The following is a 19509-nucleotide window of genomic DNA, read 5'->3' as shown; positions in this document are numbered from 1 at the left end:
GGCTTTTACATGCGCTGCGCACATGCACTCAGCTATGGTCAGACGCCCATATCAGTCGCTATGCTGCGCCCATGAACGCCCCTCTGAAAGTCCGTAACCCCTGCCCGCCCGGCGCTTGCGACTGCAAGCGCGAGCTGCTGGACGCGGAAGATGCAGACCTGCGGATTCTGCTGCTGTCTCGCGACGCGGAAAAAACCCTGCTGGATCGCCTGGAGCGTATCGAAAGTCTGGAAGATCTGGAGCACATGCAGCGCAAGATTTTCCAGCAACTGGGCGTGCGTGTCGACATCGCGCCGGGCTTCAATGAAGTGCGCACCATGCGCGGCATCAGCATTGTCGTCGAGGAAAAGGTCGGGCTGTGTCGCAAGACGCGTCAATCGATTCCTGCCGCCATCCGCCGCGCCCTGGAAGCACGTCCACAGATCGCCTATCAGTTGCTCAACGCCAACGACCTGCTGCGCGACGCGTGAGTCGAGACAAAGCCCAGTCAGGCTTTCAGAAACGACAACGCCCGGCCTGAACAGACCGGGCGTCACGTGAACACTACCGCAAGCTGATCAACAAACCCCAGGCGGGATGCCGTCCTTGTTGAAGTCTTTCAGGCGTTCCTTTTCTTCGGGCGTGGAGTGCGCTGGCACATCGCTTTGCGGTTCCGGTTTTTTCTCGTCTTTCTTGTCAGTCATGGTCGTTGACTCCGCTGGTGGACACTCAAATAAGGCCACGCGCGGAGCATTCGGTTCAGACTGATTGCACAGTGCGGCGCTGATCGACGTTGCATTCCAGTTGCCTGGCCAGCCCCTGCAGATCGAGTAGGGTCGCGCGCCAGCTGCGCTCCTGACTGCCGACACTGACCAGCGAACGGACCCGGTCGTTGACCGAAATGCCCTTGCCGGTACTGGCTTGCCAGCCCTGTTCCAGCATGGCCGGATCGAACTGATTGAACGCGTCGATCGCATCGACGCGGTTCACTGCAAAACCGAAGCACAGCCGCTCGCCACGCACGATCAATACACGCGTTGCTTCGGCCTGGACCTGTGCGCCTTCGCCCAACAGGCTGCTCAGGCAGATAAGCGGCACCTGCTCGCCGCGCAGATTGAACTGCCCCAGCAAATGCGTTTCCGGCTGCGACAGGCCGATCAGTTGCTGCGGCATGCTCATGATTTCCACGATCTGGCTCAACGGCGCCACGAAGCGGGTCGGCGCATCGAACAGCAGGCAGGCGTGGCGCAGCATGGCCTTGGTCACATCGTGCGAGGCCTGGGCAGGTTTGACGTCGTGCTGGTAAACCTGGGTGTAGCTTTTGACTTCCGGGCGCTGCAGCAGCATCGGATGATCAAGCAACAAGGCCTGCTGCCCCTCCTCCAGGTTCATTACCCCGGCCAGCAGCTCTGGATGCGGCAGGCCATAGCCCGGCGCCGCCAACAGGCTGTCCGGATCCTGACGCTGAATGGCGACCATGCGGTCGTAGCCAAACCCGCACACCCGCCCGTCTGGCGCAGTCAACAGCAGCAACTGCGGCTTGGACGTCTGACGCTGATGGTCCAAGCCAAGCACTTCGGACAAGTTGAGCGCCGGGACCTTGGTGCCACGCACCGAGGTGACGCCAAAGCAGCAGTCACTGGCAAAGTCCGAGGCTGTGATCTCGGGACCGTCCACCAACTCGGTCACAACGCTGGCATCGATACAGAAGTTGCGGCCATCGCACTCGAATACCAGGTAATGCAGCAAGCGACTCTTGGCGGCCAGCGCCTCATCCTTGAGCACTTGCGCGTTGGGGTCGGCAGCGAACAGTACGCCTGGCAAACCACTCATGAAGGCAAGATCGAGCTTGTAGATCATCCGCGACTCTTCGGCGCCGAGCAGCAGAGAGGGCAGCAGCCCGACAGCGCTGCCCTCGGGCCCCAGCGGGCTGAACTGAGAATCACGGGCCTTGAGAATGTCGCACACCGCGTCAATCGCCAGCCCGAGGTAGCCACCGCCGTACTTGAGAATCGCGACCAGTGGCGTCGGCGAAGACATATCGCCACCCTCCGCCAGTTGAGCCCGCAGGTCGACCAATGGCACCGGTTTGCCACGCAGGGTAAACACCCCACGCAGCGCTCCGCGGGTCAATGGATGGGGATGCAGATCAGCGGGCCAGTGCACGGCCTCCATCAATGCATCGGCAACCACCGCCAGATACACACCATTGATCTGCACGACGCCATAGGCATTCAGGCTGCTCATGCAGGTTGTCCGATGGATACCTTGTTCAGAGTTTCGGTGTAGCCGGTCAGGTTGGCTTTATGCAGTTCGATGATCAGGGTCTCGACTTCCTGCGCCGACAGGCGTTGCTTCTCTGTCGCCGTGTTGATCCCGTCGATCGCCTGCGTGGTCTGCATCACGCCTTCCACGATGTGTTCAAAGGCTTCGCCGGCACTGCGCGAAATCTCGTTGCCCGACTCGATCCGGCTGACGGTTTCCAGAATCAGCTTGTTGATTTCCTTGGTCGCACGCGAGGACTTCTCGGCCAGCTTGCGCACCTCGTCGGCGACTACCGAAAAGCCCAGGCCATGCTCACCGGCCCTGGCCGCTTCGATGGCTGCGTTGAAGGCCAGCATGTTGGTCTGGCTGGCGATCTCGCTGATCACCTGAATGATGTCCTGAATGCCCTCGGCGGACTTGGCAATCATGCCCATTGCGTCGGACGCCTTGACCAGCGTCTGCGAACCGGAACTGGCCTGCTCACGCGTCATTCTGGCCAGATCGGTGGCCGTCTCGGTACTTTGCGCCACATAGGAAATGGCGTTCATCAGTGCTTTTACCGACTCGCCCATGGCGCGGGTCTTGGCCTCTATCGCCTGTTCCATCTCAACCTGACGGGTAATGTCAGTGGCGAATTTCACCACTTTGAACGGCAAGCCGTCGAGGTCGAAAATCGGGCTGTACGTCGCCTGAATCCAGATTTTCTGCCCGTATTTGCTGACACGCATGAAGCGCCCGGAATAGAACTCGCCCTGCCCCAGCCCGTGCCAGAATTCACGGTACTCGGTGCCGCGCACGTATTCTTCCTCACAGAAGATACGGTGATGCTTGCCTTTGATTTCCAGCAGGCCATAACCCAGCGCTTTGAGGAAGTTGGCATTGGCGGTGATGATGTTGCCGGCCATGTCGAATTCGATGACGGCCTGGGCGCGGTCGATGGCATTCACCTTGCCCTGGTCCTCGACGCTGGTTTCCTTGGCCACAGTCACGTCGAGCGCGAATTTGACGATCTTGTAGGGTTTGCCCTGCGCATCGAAAATCGGGTTGTAGGTCGCCTGAATCCAGATCTCCTTACCGTCCTTGCGCTTGCGCTTGTACTCGTTGGCGTCGTACTCGCCGCGCCCCAGCTTCTCCCAGAGCTCACGATACTGCAGGCTGCTGACAAATTCTTCGGAGCAGAACATACGGTGGTGTTCACCGACGATTTCGTCGAGATCGTAGCCGAATACCGCCAGAAAATTGCGGTTGGCGTGCAGCACCTTGCCCGTCAGATCGAATTCGATCACCGCCTGGGAGCGCTCGATGGCCGTCACCTTGCCCGCGGACTCAGCCTGACGAATGCGGCTCTCGGTCACATCGTTGGCGAACTTCACGACCTTGTAAGGACGACCATCCGGGTCGAAGATCGGGTTGTAAGTGGCGCTGATCCACAGCTCGCGACCGTTCTTGCCGATGCGCTTGTATTCGCCGGAGTCATACTCACCACGTTCAAGCTTGGCCCAAAAGGCACGATAGGCCGGGCTGTTCAGGTATTCGTCTTCGCAGAACATGCGATGGTGCTGACCCTGAATCTCGTCCAGACGATAGCCCAGGACCTTGAGAAAGTTTTCGTTGGCGTTGAGCACGCGACCGTTCAGGTCGAATTCGATAATGCCCTGCGAACGATCAATGGCCGCAACCTTGCCTTCGTACTCGGCATTGGACTTGCGTTGCGCAGTCACGTCCGTGGCGAACTTCACGACCTTGAACGGATTGCCCTGCTCGTCGAAGACCGGGTTATAAGTCGCCTGCAACCAGATCTCGCGCCCGTTCTTGCCCAGGCGCTTGTACTGCCCTTCGTCGAAAGCACCCTTGCCCAGTTTTTCCCAAAACGTCGCATATTCAATGCTGGACGCATGTTCCGGCGTACAGAACATGCGGTGATGCCGACCCTGGACCTCATCCAGCCGATAGCCGACGCAATCCAGAAAATTGGTATTGGCCCGCAGGATATTGCCTTCAAGATCGAACTCGATCATCGCCTGGGAACGGTCAATGGCCGTCATCAGCGAGTGAAGATCAAGTTCCAGCCTGGCCCTGTCCTTGTGGGTGCTTTCAATCGTGGTCGACATGTGGAAATACTCTGCGAGTAAGCATCTATGGAAGTATTGTTATGAAGCGCCGGTCTCTGCGAGCCCTGTCAGACACACCAATGTGTGGACTATGGAGGCTGCCGATCAAGCCGGTTAATCGTCTTTCTCAATGCCGTCCATAGCGCGAACTGTCAGGCCGTCAGCGCTGGATGGAATGACCGACTCCACTTGGCAGGTAGCTGTAGTATTAACATCGGCATCAAACGGAACAGCTTTAGGGCCGCTATTTCGCCATCACACAGACAGGCTACCGGTCGTCAGCGAAGAGCGCTTCGAACACCACGCCTCTACCGACGTCGAACACCTCTTGTTCATCAGGCATAAAACCAGATGACAAGAATGACAGCGCCAGTCCAGCCCAGGGTCAGCAAGAAGGAAAGTCCAGCAAGACGCGGATCCATGGAACTCCTGTTCTAGAAGGCTTGGGTAGGCTGAGGGCTGCATACGTAGGCCTGTATCGGCCGGATCACCGACATATCAATTATTTTCGTCACCTTGAAACACTGTAGACGTGCAGGTTTTGTCCTGGATCAATGTTTGTTCGCTGCGACCCGGTCAGGTACTTGAGCAAGGCGCCGGTCAGATATTTCACGAACAGATAATCAGGCCCAGGACATGGCGTACGAAGGGAAATCCTTAAAATTTAAATAACGCATAATTTGTAAATTAATAATTATTTAAATTAATAATAAACCTATAACAAAAAAGAATTTCACGGCAGTTTTTTATAGGAATACCGTAATCCCATTACCGACCCCTTTCTCCAGGCGGAGGTGAATCTACCTTCCTCATCACGCCCGGGGCACACTTCATGAGCAAACAACGACACCTTAAACTTGGCGCCATGGTCCACGGGGTCGGCCATGGCTGGGGCGAATGGCGCCACCCGCAAGCGCTGGCCAACGCCAGTGTGAATTTAGGGTTTTATCAGCAACAGACCCACCTGGCAGAAGCGGCCCGATTCGATTTCGTGTTCATTGCCGACAGCCTGCACATCCACGAGAAATCCAGTCCTCACTACCTGAATCGCTTCGAACCCTTGACCATTCTGTCCGCACTCGCAGCCACCACCCGGCACATCGGTCTGGTAGCAACGGTCACGGTCAGTTACACAGAGCCCTTCCAGGTCGCTCGCCAGTTTGCCTCACTGGACCACATCAGCGGCGGCCGGGCTGGCTGGAACGTGGTGACGTCGTGGCTGAGTGGCACCGCCGATAACTTCAGCAAGGGCGAACACCCGCCACATGCGGTGCGCTACCGAATCGCCAAAGAGCATATCGAGGTGGTGAAGGGCCTTTGGGATTCCTGGGAAGACGACGCTTTCGCCTACGACAAGCAGAAAGGCGAGTTCTTCACGCCAGGCAAACTGCACGCGCTGAACCACAAGGGCGAATTTTTCTCGGTGAAAGGCCCGCTCAACATCGCCCGGTCGAAGCAGGGTCAGCCGGTGATTTTTCAGGCAGGCACTTCCGAGGCCGGGCGTAACTTCGCCGCTCAGAATTCGGATGCGATCTTTGTCCACGCCGAGAGCTTCGATGAAGCACGCGCCTACTATCAGGACCTGAAACAGAGAGCTGGCGGCTTTGGCCGAGATCCCCACGCGCTGTCGATTCTGCCGGGTATTCGCCCGATTGTCGGGCGTGATGAGGCCGAGGTGGAGAGCCGCTATCGCCAGGCCGTGGAGCTGGTGACGATCGAAGATGCCATTGTCGCCCTTGGCCGCCCCTTCAATGATCACGATTTCAGCCAGTACCCACTGGACGAACCCTTCCCGGAACTAGGTGATCTGGGCTCCAACAGCCAGAAAGGCGGTTCGGACCGGATCAAGCAACTGGCCAGAGACGAAGGCCTGAGCCTGCGTGAGGTCGCCCTGCGCTTCTCCCTGCCCCGCCGCGACTTCGTCGGCACGCCCGAACAGGTTGCCGACGCGATACAGACATGGTTCGAAGCAGGCGCAGCCGATGGCTTCATCATCAACAGCGTCCTGCCGGACGGTTTGCAGTATTTCACTGAACAGGTGGTGCCGGTGCTGCAGCAGCGCGGACTGTTCCGCACCGAATACACCGGCAATACGCTGCGTGACAATCTCGGTCTTGAAATACCGGCCAATCGTCATGCAAAGGCTGTCGCCCATCAATCAGACGAGGCTGTGGCATGACTCGACTCGTGATAGCCAGCCAACTGGATGATGACTTCAATCAGGTCATCAGCGAGCGGCTTGCAGTGACCCATCCAGAAGCCAGGGTCATCGGCGTACCGGCCGGCGTGCCGAGCGACCTGCCCGGCGAGGTCAGCATTCTGCTGGCGCGCCCTATCAATGTGCGTGGTTATGAAGCCCCTGCCTCACCGCCTCCGGGCTGGCCTTATGGCCTGAAATGGATTCAGGTGGTGTCTTCGGGCATCGACTTCTATCCCGGCTGGCTGTTCGACGGCCCGCCGGTCAGCACCTCCCGGGGCAGCGCGGCAGAAAACATTGCCGAGTTCTCGTTGGCCGCCATTTTCGCTGCTGCCAAACACTTGCCGGACATCTGGGTGCATGACTCGCAATGGAATTTCACTGCACTGACACCGCTCAAGGGCACTACGCTCGGGATTCTCGGCTTCGGCGCCATAGGTCGCAGCCTGGCCGGTAAAGCGCTGGCACTGGGCATCACCGTCGTGGCGTTGCGGCAGAGCCAGACGCCGTTCGAGGTTGATGGCGTCGAAAGCGCGCGCGACATTCACGAGCTTTTTTCCCGCGCCGACCATCTGGTACTGGCCGCACCTCTGACACCTGCCACACGGCACATCGTCAACGCCGACGTACTGAACAGCGCCAAACCCGGCCTGCACCTGATCAACATCGCCCGTGGTGGCCTGCTTGACCATGAGGCGCTGCTCAAGGCGCTCGATAGGGAAACCATTGGCCTGGCCTCGCTGGACGTCACCGAACCTGAGCCACTGCCGGACGGTCATCCCCTGTATGCACACCCCAGAGTACGCCTGTCACCCCACACCTCAGCGATCTCCAGCAACAGCCGCCACGAAATAGCCGACAGCTTTCTGGCCAACCTTGACCGTTTTCTCAGCGGGCAGGCCTTGCAGAATCAGGCTGATCGCCAGCGCGGCTACTGACACAGATCATCCTCATTGCGCTGCGTGGGGATACCACTCCTGACACTCAGCGTCACCTTCAAATACCGAGCGTGCCATGCCCAAACCGATAAAAAACACACAAACCGGCTATCGTCGTCCGCTGCTGGCAGGTCTGCTCGCGGCGTTGGCCTTGTGCATCACCTTCCCTGCCGAAGCGCAGGAAACGCTGCGAATCGGTTACCAGAAATCGTCGACGCTGATCACCCTGCTGAAAACACAGGGCATTCTGGAAAAAGCCCTCGCGCCGCAAAACGTCACCGTCACCTGGCATGAGTTTCCGAGTGGCCTGCCGCTGCTAGAGGCTTTGAACATCGGCAACGTGGACATCAGCGCGGATGTGGCGGACACCGTACCGATCTTCGCCCAGGCAGCGCAGGCCCGGTTGACCTACTTTGCCCAGGAAGCGGCCTCGCCTTCCGCGCAGGCGATCATCGTCCATAAAAACTCGCCCGTGCAGCAGTTATCGGATCTGAAAGGCAAAAAGGTCGCGGTCACCAAGGCGGCGGGTTCTCACTACCTGCTGATCGCAGCATTGAAAAAGGCCGGTCTGACATTTTCCGATATTCAGCCCGCTTACCTGTCGCCCGCCGACGGCCGCGCGGCCTTCGAAAACAATAAAGTTGACGCCTGGGTCACCTGGGAACCCTTCCTGACCAGCGCCCAACGGCAATTGCCGACGCGCACTCTGGCTGACGGCAAGGGATTGTCCAGCTACAAGCGTTATTACCTGACCGGCACCGGCTACGCCAAGGACCACCCACAAGTGCTCAGCGTGGTTTACGAGCAGTTGCACAAGGCAGGCATCTGGCTCAAGGCCAATCCAAGCGAAGCAGCGCAGCTACTGAGCCCTTTGTGGGGCAATCTGGATATCGAAACGGTTGAAATCGCCAACAGCCATCGGACTTATCAGATCCAGCCAGTCACGCACGATCAATTGGACGAACAACAGCATATCGCCGACGCCTTCTTCGCTGCTGGCCTGCTGCCCAAGGCGGTGGATGCGCAGGATGTGGAGGTGTGGAGGCCTTGAGAAATGAAGGGCACACCCGCTCGCATGGAGCGAGTATGCCCCTCGATCAGTCTCCGGACTCAAACACCCGGAGGCGTGGGAAACGTTCCGCGGGCGGTTTCATAAGCCTGCGCGACACGCAACGCCAAGGCATCCTTGAAGCGCGGCGCGACGATCATCATGGCGACCGGCAGTCCGTCGGCCAGACCGGCCGGGACTGACGTGGCCGGGTGGCCGGTCAGGTCGAACGGTGCGGTGTTGGCCAGCATGTTCAACGCGCTATGCACGTACTCTTCAATCGGCGCGTCGGCGGCGGTCAGTGTGGTCGCCACGAACGGCATGGTCGGCATTACCAGCACATCGAACTGCTGGAAGGCTTCATCGTATTGACGGGTGAGCTCCGGCACCAGCATCCGCGCCTTGGCGTAGTACGCACCGTGCAGGTTTTTCAGGCTGTAATGCCCGGTCAGCGCCACAGCACGCACGCTGCTGGATAACGCATTGGCGTGTTCGCGACGCTTGGCGCCGAAGTAACTCATGATCTCGGGATCGTAGTAGCCGTCGACATTCATGCCATAACCGTTGCCTTGCAGCATCTGGTAGGCCGCGCCATCGGTGGCGATGACATTCCACATGTCCAGCGCCACCCCGCGGTGCCACGGCGCACTGGCGTCACCAACCGTCGCACCGAGACTTTCCAGTTGCGCCACGGCAGCACGAACCAGTGCGTCAACCTGCGGCTCGGACATGCCGGGAATCGCGAAGCCTTCACGCAGCAGGCCTATTTTAAGGCCTGCAACGCCTTGATCGAGGGTCGCGACGCAACTGACGGCTGGCGGGTTTTTCTGTCTTGAATCGAGCCCGTCGGCGCCGGCGATCACATCGAGCATGATCGCGCAGTCGCGCACGTTGTTGGCCATCGGGCCGACATGGTCGATGGTCCGTTCAATCGGGAAGGCGCCGGTGTAAGGCACCAGGCTGTAGGTGGGTTTGTGTCCGACGATGCCGCTCCAGGCCGACGGCATGCGGATCGACCCACCCTGGTCGCCACCGATGGCCATGTCCACTTCCTGCAGCGCGACCAGCACGGCGCTGCCGCTGGATGAACCACCTGCGTTGCGGGTCAGGTCCCAGGGGTTTTTCACCGCGCCGGTGGCCGAGGTAAAACTGGCTCCGGAGAAACACAGGTCTTCGCACACCGACTTGCCAATCACCGTCGCACCGGCGGCCAGCAGGCGCTTGACCACCGTGGCGTCTTCGGACGGCACGTAACCATCAAGGCTCAGCGAGCCATTGGCCATGGGCACACCGGCCACCGATACGTTGTCCTTGATAACCACCGTCCTGCCTGCCAGCGGGCCACTGGCAGCACCGGCAATGTGGGTCTTGACGTACCAGGCCCCGTACGGGTTCTCGGCCGCAGCCGGTTTGCTGTGTTCGCGCAACGGCGCAGGCTGGGCAACATGCGCAGCGTACAGGGCATCGATGGCTTCGTAGGAACCCAGAGTTTCGTCTGCGAGACTCAGGAACGACTCCATCTGACTGTCTGACAGGTCGTAGCCATGGTCCTGGGCGGCAATCAGAAAGTCGGCTTTGCTGGGACGTTTTACGGACATGGTGTTCTCCAGATAACGGTAAGGACAGCCCGGGTTCAGGCAGTCATTGACTGGAGCCGCCTGCGCAGGGCGCGCACAGGCCTGGGCTCGATCCGGAGGACGTCGTTGTCCACGCCGGTCGCCACGCGGTGTTCCATACCTGCCGGGTCAGGGCGTATGGCAACCTTCCGCGCAGAAGAGGATCAGGCGTGGCGCCCGACACTCGAAGCTTGTCTGCAACCTGTCAGGAACAGGCTTGTTGAAACAGTTCATGGGCCTTGACCAGCGCCTCGGCGATTTTTTCCACCGGCTCGCGCTTGGCCATCGCCTGATCACGCAGCGCGTTGTAGGCGTCCGTTTCAGACAGGCCCTTGGTTTCCATCAGGATGATCTTGGCCTGCTGCACGGTGCGCATGACCGCCATGCGCCCTTCCAGGCGCTTGACGTGCTTTTCCCGTTCCCGCGTCTTGCGGGCCTGGCTGAGGGTGATGGCCAGAGCGGTCAGCAGGCCGAACGAGCGGACCGGCGACGGAATCACCGAACAGGCGTTGAGCTGCACCAGCGCCTCTACAATGATCGGGTTTTCATAGGCGATCACCGGAATGATCGGCGGCGTCGAGTGGTGCAGCAGCCAGGGCGTGTTGGTCGACAGGCTTTCCGGCGATACCGCCAGTACGATCACATCAGCCTCGCTGTGCAGACGCTCGGGGATCGGCCACTGCACCCGCACCTGACAACCGATGCGCTGCAACTGAGCGATCAGGTTGCGACCGTCTTCGTCATCGGGATGCATCACCAGCACGCTGATATCGCGCAGGTCTTTGATGCCGCCTGCGCTGTCGTTGCGCAAACGTTTCTTGGCGGCACGCAGGGTCATGGACGCCTCCCGGTCAGGCTGGACCAGCCATTGAAGTCAGGCGCCACTGCATAAGGGTCGGGCTTCAGCGCTTTCTGACTTTCGTAAAGGATGTCGAACTGCCCGTCGGCATTGGCACGGCCGATCCGCGAGTACAGGTAGGTATGGTGGTTGTGTTCATCGATACGCACCCGCCCCTGAGGCGCGTCGTATTCCAGACCACGCATGGTCTGCAACACACTCTCCACTTCGGTACTGCCAGCACGAGCGATCGCCTTGGCCAGCAGATGGACCTGAAAGTAAGCGGCCTCCCAGCAGCGGTCGGTCACCTGATGCTGGCCAAACATTTCCCGGTACTGGGCGATGCACTGGCGATTGAGCGGCGTGTCGATCGACTGGAAATAAGTCGCTGCCGAAATGTGCCCGGTGCCCAGATGGACGCCCATCTGCTGAATGTCGGTCTCGCTGGTGGTGACACTGGCGATCGGCATGACCGCTGGGTCGAAACCGGCATCGGCGTAGGCCTGATACAGGTGCGCCATGGTGTCGCCGACCACTGTCGAAAAGATGAACGAGGGTTTCAGCTCTCTGGCCTTGACCATGAGCCTGGCGAAGTCCTCTGCCCTGGCGTTTTTCAGTGGCAAATAGTATTCGCCCAGCTTGCTGCCGCCCCGCTCGTAAAGCAGGTCGCTCATCAACCGGTTGGTTTCGTACGGGTAGACGTACTCCGAGCCGATCATCAGCACGCGACTGCCGAAGTGATCGAACATGTAGCTGCCCAGTGGCACCGCGTTGTGGTTCGGCGTGGCGCCGGTGTAGATGATGTTGCGCGAATACTCGAAGCCCTCGTAGTACACCGGATAAAGCAGCAATGCGTTGTAGCGTTCGACGACAGGCAATACGGCCTTGCGCGCCGCCGAGGTGTAGCAACCGAAGAAAAACCGCAGGTTCTCTTCGCGAATCAGCGATTCGACATGCATGGCAAACAGCGCAGGCGTGGAATCCGGATTGCGGGTGATCAGTTCCAGAGGACGCCCATTCACGCCCCCGGCGGCATTGATCTGATGAATTGCAAACTGTGCGCCGCGCATTGTTGAACACTCACCGGCAGCGGTGACGCCGGTATTGGAAAACAGACCTCCTATGCGGATCGACGGGTCAGTCATGCCTATAAACCTTTCACGTGAGATGAGACGCCCGCAGGTGGCCGGGAGCCTGAAAAGAAGACTGAGCGAATAACCGCGGATTCAACGGTGGCTCTCAGGCGGTTGTGCCTGGGGCTGGCGTGACGGCAGTGTCAGGACCAGTCGTGCGAGGGACCTTCCACACCTGCCGAGAATGGGCGTGTGGCAAGAGACCCTGCGAGGGTGTCGGGCAGGCTCATGCAGGGAGCGGGCCATGCGTGACGAGGCGCGTCAGGGGGAAGCGAATTCGTTGGCGAAGACGGCCGTGCATACGTGGGGTTTAGGTCGCCTCGAACATTGCCTTCGCGAACAAGTTCGCTCCTGCAAAAGCCCAATATCTCAGTCTATGCATGAGTACATATCGCGAGAAAAAAGGGACTTCTGCATCACGCTTTTGGTGCGTAGAAGCGCTGCTCGCGCCAAAGCGGCGCATGTCGGTATGTTCGTGCAATTAATGCAGGGATGCTCTGCCTCAGGGTTTCGAAACGCGCGCCAACAGCGGTTTCGCCAGTTGGCATTGCCCTTGCTAAGTTCCTCCTGAGACATCGCGCCAGCTGTTTGCCCTACGCCCCTCTCGGCAAGTAGGGAGACACCTCGCGTACGACTGGATCGGACGCAGTTGTCCCGCCAGATTCGGCACAAAAGCCTGACCTCCCGCCCATTGATTTGGCCGGGACGTCGGGCTTTTTTCATTCCTGGGAGATAAGTGAATGCACAACGACAAACGCCGTTTGATCAAGCATGCTCTGTTGCTGGGCGCGATCAGCCTGCTGCCGTTTTCCCTGATCGGTCAGGCGCAGGCGGACGAGACTGTGAAAGTCGGCATCATCCACTCGCTGACCGGCACCATGGCCATCAGTGAAGCCTCGGTGGTCGACGCAGAAAAACTGGCCATCGAAGAGATCAACGCCAGTGGCGGCGTGATGGGCAAAACCATCGAGCCGATCGTCGAGGACGGTGCCAGCGACTGGCCGACCTTCGCCGAGAAGGCACGCAAACTGCTGGAAAACGACCACGTTGCGGTCACCTTTGGCGCGTTCACCTCGGCCTCGCGCAAAGCGGTACTGCCGGTCTTCGAGCGCAACAAGGGCCTGCTCTACTACCCGACCTTCTATGAAGGGCTGGAGAAATCCCCGGCCATTATCTACACCGGTGCCGAAGCGTCGCAGCAGACCCTGGCGGCCGTCACCTGGCTGATGGCCAACAAGGGCAAAAGCGTCTATCTGGTCGGTTCCGACTACATCTGGCCACGCACCACCAACAAGCTGGCACGGGCGTCGGTGACCAAACAGGGCGGCTCCATCGTCGGCGAAGACTATCTGCCGCTGGGGGCCATCGAGTTTTCCTCGGTGATCAACAAGATCAAGGCGGCCAAGCCGGACATCGTACTGTCGACCATCGTCGGCGGCTCCAACGTGGCGTTTTACAAACAGCTCAAGGCTGCGGGTATAGACAGCAGTAGCCAGACGCTGATGGGGCTGGCGATCACCGAAGAGGAAGTCACCGGCATCGGTGCGGAAAACCTCGTCGGCTTCCTGACCTGCATGAGCTATTTCCAGAGCCTGAAAAACCCGGTCAACGAGAAATTTGTCCAGGCGTTCAAAACGCGCTATGGGCAGCAGCGCGTCGTCGGTGATCCGATGGCAGCGGCGTACACCGCGGTGTACCTGTGGAAAAAGGCCGTCGAGAAAGCAGGCAGTTTCGACGTGCCGAAAGTGATCGCCGCATCCTCGGAACTGACCCTCGATGCGCCCGAAGGCGAGATCAAGGTGCACAAGGACAACCACCACCTGTGGAAGCGTGCGCGCATCGGCACCCTCAATGCACAGGGCCAGGTCGACGTGATCTACGAGTCGGCACCGATCGAGCCCAACCCCTTTCCGAAACTCTGATTCCGGCCCGGACGCGATCCGCTTCGCGCCCGCTTTCGTCAATGTGCAGCAACAGGTAGCGACGGCATGACTCTCGATACGCTGGTAATGCAAGTCTTCAGCGGGTTCTCGCTGTTTTCCGTGCTGGTGCTGATGGCACTCGGGCTGACCATCGTGTTCGGCCTGATGGGCGTGATCAACATGGCGCACGGCGAACTGATGGCGATGGGCTCATACATGACCTACGTCACCTCCGTGGTGTTTCAGCGCTACTTTCCCGAGCTCATGGGCTGGTATTTCATCATCGCCATCGGGATGGCCTTTGTGGTGACCTTCGCCTTCGGCCTCCTGCTGGAACGCTGCTTCATCCGCTTCATGTACAACCGACCGCTCGACACCCTGCTGGCGACCTGGGGGCTGTCTCTGGTCCTGCAGCAGCTGTTCCGCCAGGTCTTCGGCCCCAAGGAAGTCAGCGTGCCCACCGTGCAATGGTTGCAGGGCGCATGGAAAATCAGCGATGGGCTGGAGCTGCCCCTCAACCGGATTTTCATCATCGGTCTGACCTTCGTGATTGCCGCCGCGGTGTTCCTGTTTCTCTACCGCAGTCGCTGGGGCCTGCGCATTCGCGCCGTGACCCAGAACCGCGCCATGGCCGGTGCAGCCGGGATCAATACCGCGCGGGTCGACTCGGTGACCTTCGCGCTGGGCTGTGGCCTTGCGGGCATTGCCGGCAGTTCGTTCACCATGCTTGCGTCCACTGGCCCGGTCAGCGGTCAGCAGTACCTGGTGGACACCTTTATCGTCGTCGTGTTCGGCGGCGTGGAAAGCTTGCTGGGCACCTTCCTGTCGGCGTTCGCCATCGGCCAGACCCAGGTTTCGCTGGAATACCTGACCACCGGCTCCATGGCCAAGGCGATCACCCTGCTGGTGGTCATCGTGCTGCTGTTTTTCCGCCCCAACGGCCTGTTCGCCACGAAAGTGAGACGTTGAGATGAATGACATGACTGAAAAGCCGACGCTGCGGCCGCAGGCCACAGTGCCGGGCGCAGGCAAGCCAGCGGGTGGCTGGTTGACGCTGATCGAGCACTACAGCCTGATCTGGCTGTCGCTGCTGTTGCTGGTGGCGTTACCCCTGATACTGGGTGATTTTCGCCTCGGTCTGGCCGGCAAATACCTGAGCCTGGCGTTCTGCGCAGTGGGCATGGTGATGATCTGGGGCTACGGCGGCATCCTCAGCCTCGGCCAGGGGATTTTCTTCGGCCTGGGCAGCTACATGATGGCGATGTATCTCAAACTCGAAGCCACCGCCACGGACGAAGCGGCCAGCGCCCTCGCCGCTTTCTACGGCTCGGCACTGCCGGACTTCATGATCTGGAACAGCGTCGAAGCCCTGCCCTGGTGGTGGAAGCCGTTCGAGTCGGCAACCTTTACCCTGGCGGCGATCCTGATCCTGCCTGCGCTGCTGGCGTTTCTGTTCAGTTATGCCTACTTCAAAAAGCGCGTGGGCGGCGTGTACTTCTCGATCATTACCCTGTCACTGGCCTCGATCATGTCGATCATGATCATCGGCCAACAGGGCTACACCGGCGGCGTCAATGGCCTGACCGATTTCAAGACGGCCTTCGGCCTGAGCCTGCAGACGCCCCAGACGCCCTGGATTCTCTACCTGATTACCACACTGTTGCTGCTGGCCAGCGTCGCGATGTGCGGGTTCATTCTGCGCAGCCGCCTGGGCAAGGTGATCGTGGCAATCCGTGATCGCGAAGACCGGGTGCGCTTCTCCGGCTACAACACTGCGCTGTTCAAGGCCTTCATCTTTGCCGTGGCCGCACTGATTTCCGCGCTGGGCGGGGTGATGTTCACCTTGCAGGTCGGCCTGGCGTCGCCCTCGCTGGTGGGCATCATTCCGTCCACCGAGATCGTCATCTACGCCGCACTGGGTGGGCGCCTCTCGCTGGTGGGTGCGGTGTACGGCACGCTGCTGATCGGTACGGCAAAAACCTGGCTGTCGGAAAACTTCGTCAGTTTCTGGCAGTACTTCATCGGTTTCCTGTTCATGGCCGTGGTGCTGTTCCTGCCCACCGGGCTGGCCGGGCTGCTGCAGCGCCTGAGCAACAAGGAGGCGCAGTCATGAGTGCAATGTTACTGAGCGTCGAAGACCTGACCGTGTCATTCGACGGTTTCAAGGCGGTCGACAACCTCAATTTCTATGTCGAGGAAAACCAGGTGCATGTGGTGATCGGGCCCAATGGCGCGGGCAAGACCACCCTGCTCGACATGATTTGCGGCAAGACCCGCCCGAGTGCCGGCAGCATCCGCTTCAAGGACCTGCAACTGGCGAACATGATCGAGTACCAGATCACCCGCGCTGGCGTGGGTCGCAAGTTTCAGAACCCGTCGGTCTACGAAGACCTCACCGTGCGCGAAAACCTCGATATTTCCTCGCCGGACAAGCGCGGCATCTTCAACTGCCTGTTCGCCGGAAAGAATGCGGCGCTGAATGCCGAAATCGATCAGACCGCCGAAATGATCTTTCTCAAGGACCAGTTGGGACGCAAGGCAGGGCTGTTGTCCCACGGCCAGAAACAGTGGCTGGAGATCGGCATGCTGTTGATGCAGCGCCCTGAGCTGCTACTGCTCGACGAGCCCGTCGCCGGCATGAGCGCAGGCGAGCGGGAGAAAACCGCTGGCCTGCTCAAGCTCATCGCCAAGGGTCGCGCGATGGTGATCATCGAGCACGATATGGAGTTCGTGAAATCGGTGGCCGACAAGGTCACCGTCCTGCATCAGGGCAAGACCCTGGCCTACGGCTCGATGGATCAGGTGCAAAACGATCCTCGCGTCATCGACGTCTACCTGGGGCACTGAACATGCTGAATGTCTCTCACCTCAATGTGTATTACGGCGACAGTCACGTGTTGCGTGACCTCAGCCTGGAGTTGGCGGCAGGCGAGTCACTCGCGGTCATGGGCCGCAACGGCATGGGCAAGACCACGCTGCTCAGAAGCCTGGTCGGCATGTTGCCGACGCGCAGCGGCAGCATCACCCTCGCCGGGCAGGAGCTGGCCGGCAGCAAGAGCTACGAGAGGGTCGCCGCCGGGGTCGGTTTCGTGCCTCAGGGGCGGATGATCTTCCCCTACCTGAGTGTCGAGGAAAACATCCTCACCGGCATGCAGGGTGCGCCTGCCGCGCCGATTCCCGACTACATCTTCGAATACTTCCCGGTGCTGTTCGAAATGCGCCGACGCAAGGGCGGCAACCTGTCCGGCGGTCAGCAGCAACAGTTGGCCATCGCGCGGGCGCTGGTCTCCAACCCCAAGGTGTTGATCCTCGATGAGCCCACCGAAGGCATCCAGCCGTCGATCATCAAAGACATCGCCAAAGCCCTCAACCTGCTGAAAAAGGAACGCGGGTTTTCGCTGATTGTTTCCGAGCAAGTGCTGTCGTTCGCCATGGCGGTGGCAGACCGCTACCTGATCATCGAAAAAGGCGAATTCGTGCACAGCGAAGTCCGCGAGACCGTCGACCGCGAGCGCATCCTGCGCTACCTGACAATCTGAACAACGCACAGGAGCCATCGCCATGCTGATACTCGACCGCATTCTGGGCCAGGCCAGCGACCCTGCCCTCGCCGACCGCTTGCATGACCTGAGCCACGCCGGTCAGGTCGAAACCCTGAGCCTGTCGGGCAGTGACATTCAGCGCCATCGCCTGCGTCTGGCCAGCGACCGGGGCACCGACTGCGCAATCCGCCTGGAACGCCACCAACAGCTGCGCAACGGCTCGGTGCTGATGCTCGACAGTCAACGCGCCATCGTCGTACAAATGCAGGATCAGGAATACCTCGACCTTCGCCCAAGGGACTCGGCAGCGGCGCTGGAACTGGGCTACTTCGCCGGCAACATGCACTGGGCGGTGCGCTTTGCTGGAGACACCTTGCAGATCCCGCTCAACGGCCCGGAAGCTGACTACCTCGAGCGTCTGGCGCCCATGCTCGCGGACGGCCGGGTGCAGCGCGCATGAACGCCTCGAGCAGCCTGTTGCTGGCCCTGCAGCAGGCCGACAGTTTCTTTCCCGGCGGCGCGGTAGCGTGGTCGTGGGGTCTGGAAACGCTGGTCGCTGACGGGCACCTCGGCCACGGCGAAATCATCCCGCCACGACGTCGGCAACGGACTGTTCGCCATAGCCGCAGTGCCGAAGTGCATGGTTTCGTCGAGGGCCAGTTGCGCCATCGCTGGAACAGTTTTGACCGAGTGTTTCTGCTTGCCGCCTGGCACGCGGCTGATGACCCGCCGGCGTTGATGGCTATGGACGCCCAGATCGAAGCGTTGACCCTGGCCGAGGAACTGCGTCAAGGCTCAAGACGTGTCGGCCAGGCATTGCTGGGCGTGCATGTTGCGCTGGGCACATCGGGCGCGGCGTCCTATCAACAGCAGATTTTGGCAGGCAACACACCGGGCCATCTGCCCGTGGTGCAGGGCCTGCTCTGGAATCACCTCGGCATGCACCGCGATCACTGCCAGCTGGCTGCCGCGCACGCCTTGTGTACCGGCCTGGTCAGCGCCGCCGTGCGGCTCGGGGTCATGGGCCACATCGATGCGCAACGGGTGCTGACCGATATTCAACCGCTGATCACCGAACTGCTGGCGCAGGAGCCGCCGTCGCCGGACGACGCATGCGGCTTCACACCCATGGGCGAAATCGCCGTGATGCGCCACGAAACCCAGGACCTGCGCCTGTTTGCCAATTGAACCGGCCCTCTAATGACAGCTCTGGAGCCCCTCATGTTGCTGACCCCGACCGAACTTGAACGACTCACGCTGTACACCGCTGCCGAGCTGTCACGCAAACGCCGCAGCAAGGGCCTGCGCCTGAACTTCCCGGAGGCCTCGGCACTGATCGCCGACGAGATCCTCGAAGGCGCGCGTGAGGGTCGCAGCGTCGCCGAGCTGATCGGTTTCGGCTCGACGATCCTCAACACCGATGACGTGATGCCAGGGGTCGCCGACCTGCTGCCGGTGCTGCAGGTCGAGGGCACGTTTCCAGATGGCACCAAACTGGTCACCGTGCATCAACCGATCCGGCCGGGCCGACTGCCGCTGGCGGTCATGCCGACACCGGGGGAGATCCTTTCACCTGACGGCGATATCCACCTCAATGGCGACCGGCCGACCGCCACCCTGCGCGCGATCAATACCGGCGACCGGCCTGTGCAGATCGGCAGTCACTATCACTTTTTCGAGGTCAACAAGGCGCTGGATTTTCCGCGTGAACGTGCCTTCGGCATGCACCTGGATATTCCCGCAGGCACGGCCGTGCGCTTCGAACCCGGCGAGCTGCGCGAAGTGCAACTGGTGCAGTTTGGCGGAACTGGCGACATCCACGGCTTCAGTGGCCTGACCAATGGCAACCTGCACGATCCGGCCTGCAAGCTCGCAGCGCTGGAGCGTGCCCGCGCCCAATACTTCAAGGGAGCCTGAACC

Annotated in this window: 17 protein-coding genes and 2 pseudogenes; 12 read left to right on the top strand and 7 right to left on the bottom strand. The window is 60.3% G+C overall.

Annotated elements, in window-relative coordinates; translation table 11 throughout:
- Positions 1 to 71: 71 nt before the first annotated feature.
- On the top strand, positions 72 to 470 hold the full coding sequence (locus tag V476_RS22310) for a hypothetical protein (protein ID WP_024960117.1): 399 nt from the start codon (positions 72 to 74) through the stop codon (positions 468 to 470).
- A gap of 87 nt (positions 471 to 557) precedes the next feature.
- Here the strand turns inward: V476_RS22310 and V476_RS29105 are convergent, their stop codons facing one another.
- The 4 genes and pseudogenes from V476_RS29105 to V476_RS29445 form a co-directional block, all read right to left on the bottom strand.
- Positions 558 to 683 (bottom strand): hypothetical protein, encoded by a 126-nt coding sequence (locus V476_RS29105; protein ID WP_003315538.1) that lies wholly within the window; start codon positions 681 to 683, stop codon positions 558 to 560.
- A 55-nt stretch (positions 684 to 738) separates the two neighbouring features.
- Positions 739 to 2226: a chemotaxis protein CheW gene (locus tag V476_RS22305; protein ID WP_024960118.1), complete on the bottom strand. Its 1488-nt coding sequence runs from the start codon at positions 2224 to 2226 to the stop codon at positions 739 to 741.
- Positions 2223 to 2690, bottom strand: a pseudogene (locus V476_RS29450) (methyl-accepting chemotaxis protein); the annotation flags it as partial. The gene V476_RS22305 and the pseudogene V476_RS29450, both read right to left, overlap by 4 nt.
- Positions 2691 to 2897: 207 nt before the next feature.
- A pseudogene (locus V476_RS29445) lies at positions 2898 to 4262 on the bottom strand (PAS domain-containing protein); the annotation flags it as partial.
- Between the two features lie 925 nt (positions 4263 to 5187).
- On the opposite strand from V476_RS29445, the gene V476_RS22295 reads away from it, so the two are divergent.
- The 3 genes from V476_RS22295 (at position 5188) to V476_RS22285 (ending at position 8541) form a co-directional block, all read left to right on the top strand.
- Positions 5188 to 6534 (top strand): LLM class flavin-dependent oxidoreductase, encoded by a 1347-nt coding sequence (locus V476_RS22295; RefSeq protein WP_024960120.1) that lies wholly within the window; start codon positions 5188 to 5190, stop codon positions 6532 to 6534.
- The gene (locus V476_RS22290) at positions 6531 to 7490 is read left to right on the top strand and encodes a D-isomer specific 2-hydroxyacid dehydrogenase family protein (protein ID WP_024960121.1); all 960 of its coding nucleotides are present in this window, start codon (positions 6531 to 6533) and stop codon (positions 7488 to 7490) included. The genes V476_RS22295 and V476_RS22290 overlap by 4 nt, the downstream gene beginning before the upstream one ends.
- A gap of 76 nt (positions 7491 to 7566) precedes the next feature.
- A complete protein-coding gene (locus V476_RS22285; protein ID WP_024960122.1) occupies positions 7567 to 8541 on the top strand; it encodes an aliphatic sulfonate ABC transporter substrate-binding protein in 975 nt (324 codons plus the stop codon).
- Between the two features lie 59 nt (positions 8542 to 8600).
- Here the strand turns inward: V476_RS22285 and V476_RS22280 are convergent, their stop codons facing one another.
- The 3 genes from V476_RS22280 to V476_RS22270 all read right to left on the bottom strand — a co-directional run bounded on the left by V476_RS22280 (position 8601) and on the right by V476_RS22270 (position 12137).
- Complete coding sequence (locus V476_RS22280) at positions 8601 to 10136, bottom strand: amidase (protein WP_027902985.1); 1536 nt, start codon at positions 10134 to 10136, stop codon at positions 8601 to 8603.
- A gap of 223 nt (positions 10137 to 10359) precedes the next feature.
- Positions 10360 to 10992, bottom strand: a complete 633-nt coding sequence (locus tag V476_RS22275; protein WP_003407311.1) for an ANTAR domain-containing response regulator — start codon at positions 10990 to 10992, stop codon at positions 10360 to 10362.
- Positions 10989 to 12137, bottom strand: coding sequence for a transporter substrate-binding domain-containing protein (locus V476_RS22270; RefSeq protein ID WP_004412535.1), 1149 nt, complete (start codon positions 12135 to 12137; stop codon positions 10989 to 10991). The genes V476_RS22275 and V476_RS22270 overlap by 4 nt, the downstream gene beginning before the upstream one ends.
- 728 nt (positions 12138 to 12865) lie before the next feature.
- On the opposite strand from V476_RS22270, the gene urtA reads away from it, so the two are divergent.
- From urtA to V476_RS22230, 8 genes are all read left to right on the top strand, one after another.
- The gene (gene urtA / locus V476_RS22265; protein ID WP_024960123.1) at positions 12866 to 14047 is read left to right on the top strand and encodes an urea ABC transporter substrate-binding protein; all 1182 of its coding nucleotides are present in this window, start codon (positions 12866 to 12868) and stop codon (positions 14045 to 14047) included.
- Positions 14048 to 14113: 66 nt separating this feature from the next.
- Positions 14114 to 15016, top strand: coding sequence for an urea ABC transporter permease subunit UrtB (urtB, locus tag V476_RS22260; protein ID WP_003407314.1), 903 nt, complete (start codon positions 14114 to 14116; stop codon positions 15014 to 15016).
- A 1-nt stretch (position 15017) separates the two neighbouring features.
- A complete protein-coding gene (gene urtC, locus V476_RS22255; RefSeq protein WP_024960124.1) occupies positions 15018 to 16160 on the top strand; it encodes an urea ABC transporter permease subunit UrtC in 1143 nt (380 codons plus the stop codon).
- On the top strand, positions 16157 to 16894 hold the full coding sequence (urtD, locus tag V476_RS22250) for an urea ABC transporter ATP-binding protein UrtD (protein WP_003367067.1): 738 nt from the start codon (positions 16157 to 16159) through the stop codon (positions 16892 to 16894). Before urtC ends, urtD begins: the two co-directional genes overlap by 4 nt.
- A gap of 2 nt (positions 16895 to 16896) precedes the next feature.
- A complete protein-coding gene (gene urtE, locus V476_RS22245) occupies positions 16897 to 17586 on the top strand; it encodes an urea ABC transporter ATP-binding subunit UrtE (protein WP_004410673.1) in 690 nt (229 codons plus the stop codon).
- A gap of 22 nt (positions 17587 to 17608) precedes the next feature.
- Positions 17609 to 18049 carry an urease accessory protein UreE gene (ureE, locus tag V476_RS22240; RefSeq protein WP_024960125.1) on the top strand — a complete coding sequence of 147 codons (441 nt, stop codon included), beginning with the start codon at positions 17609 to 17611 and terminating at the stop codon, positions 18047 to 18049.
- Positions 18046 to 18777, top strand: a complete 732-nt coding sequence (locus tag V476_RS22235; protein WP_024960126.1) for an urease accessory protein UreF — start codon at positions 18046 to 18048, stop codon at positions 18775 to 18777. Before ureE ends, V476_RS22235 begins: the two co-directional genes overlap by 4 nt.
- A gap of 33 nt (positions 18778 to 18810) precedes the next feature.
- Positions 18811 to 19506, top strand: a complete 696-nt coding sequence (locus V476_RS22230; protein WP_024960127.1) for an urease subunit beta — start codon at positions 18811 to 18813, stop codon at positions 19504 to 19506.
- Positions 19507 to 19509 lie beyond the last annotated feature (3 nt).

The organism is Pseudomonas syringae KCTC 12500, assembly GCF_000507185.2.
GTDB classification, from domain to species: domain Bacteria; phylum Pseudomonadota; class Gammaproteobacteria; order Pseudomonadales; family Pseudomonadaceae; genus Aquipseudomonas; species Aquipseudomonas syringae.
Note: the sequence above shows the minus strand (reverse complement) of the source record. Positions and strands in the feature narration are given on the sequence as shown.

What these genes read in the sequence shown, in the direction of transcription:
- V476_RS22310 (WP_024960117.1), top strand. Translation starts at nt 72, where the DNA reads ATGAACGCCCCTCTGAAAGTCCGTAACCCCTGCCCGCCCGGCGCTTGC.
- V476_RS29105 (WP_003315538.1), bottom strand. Translation starts at nt 683, where the DNA reads ATGACTGACAAGAAAGACGAGAAAAAACCGGAACCGCAAAGCGATGTG.
- V476_RS22305 (WP_024960118.1), bottom strand. Translation starts at nt 2,226, where the DNA reads ATGAGCAGCCTGAATGCCTATGGCGTCGTGCAGATCAATGGTGTGTAT.
- V476_RS22295 (WP_024960120.1), top strand. Translation starts at nt 5,188, where the DNA reads ATGAGCAAACAACGACACCTTAAACTTGGCGCCATGGTCCACGGGGTC.
- V476_RS22290 (WP_024960121.1), top strand. Translation starts at nt 6,531, where the DNA reads ATGACTCGACTCGTGATAGCCAGCCAACTGGATGATGACTTCAATCAG.
- V476_RS22285 (WP_024960122.1), top strand. Translation starts at nt 7,567, where the DNA reads ATGCCCAAACCGATAAAAAACACACAAACCGGCTATCGTCGTCCGCTG.
- V476_RS22280 (WP_027902985.1), bottom strand. Translation starts at nt 10,136, where the DNA reads ATGTCCGTAAAACGTCCCAGCAAAGCCGACTTTCTGATTGCCGCCCAG.
- V476_RS22275 (WP_003407311.1), bottom strand. Translation starts at nt 10,992, where the DNA reads ATGACCCTGCGTGCCGCCAAGAAACGTTTGCGCAACGACAGCGCAGGC.
- V476_RS22270 (WP_004412535.1), bottom strand. Translation starts at nt 12,137, where the DNA reads ATGACTGACCCGTCGATCCGCATAGGAGGTCTGTTTTCCAATACCGGC.
- urtA (WP_024960123.1), top strand. Translation starts at nt 12,866, where the DNA reads ATGCACAACGACAAACGCCGTTTGATCAAGCATGCTCTGTTGCTGGGC.
- urtB (WP_003407314.1), top strand. Translation starts at nt 14,114, where the DNA reads ATGACTCTCGATACGCTGGTAATGCAAGTCTTCAGCGGGTTCTCGCTG.
- urtC (WP_024960124.1), top strand. Translation starts at nt 15,018, where the DNA reads ATGAATGACATGACTGAAAAGCCGACGCTGCGGCCGCAGGCCACAGTG.
- urtD (WP_003367067.1), top strand. Translation starts at nt 16,157, where the DNA reads ATGAGTGCAATGTTACTGAGCGTCGAAGACCTGACCGTGTCATTCGAC.
- urtE (WP_004410673.1), top strand. Translation starts at nt 16,897, where the DNA reads ATGCTGAATGTCTCTCACCTCAATGTGTATTACGGCGACAGTCACGTG.
- ureE (WP_024960125.1), top strand. Translation starts at nt 17,609, where the DNA reads ATGCTGATACTCGACCGCATTCTGGGCCAGGCCAGCGACCCTGCCCTC.
- V476_RS22235 (WP_024960126.1), top strand. Translation starts at nt 18,046, where the DNA reads ATGAACGCCTCGAGCAGCCTGTTGCTGGCCCTGCAGCAGGCCGACAGT.
- V476_RS22230 (WP_024960127.1), top strand. Translation starts at nt 18,811, where the DNA reads ATGTTGCTGACCCCGACCGAACTTGAACGACTCACGCTGTACACCGCT.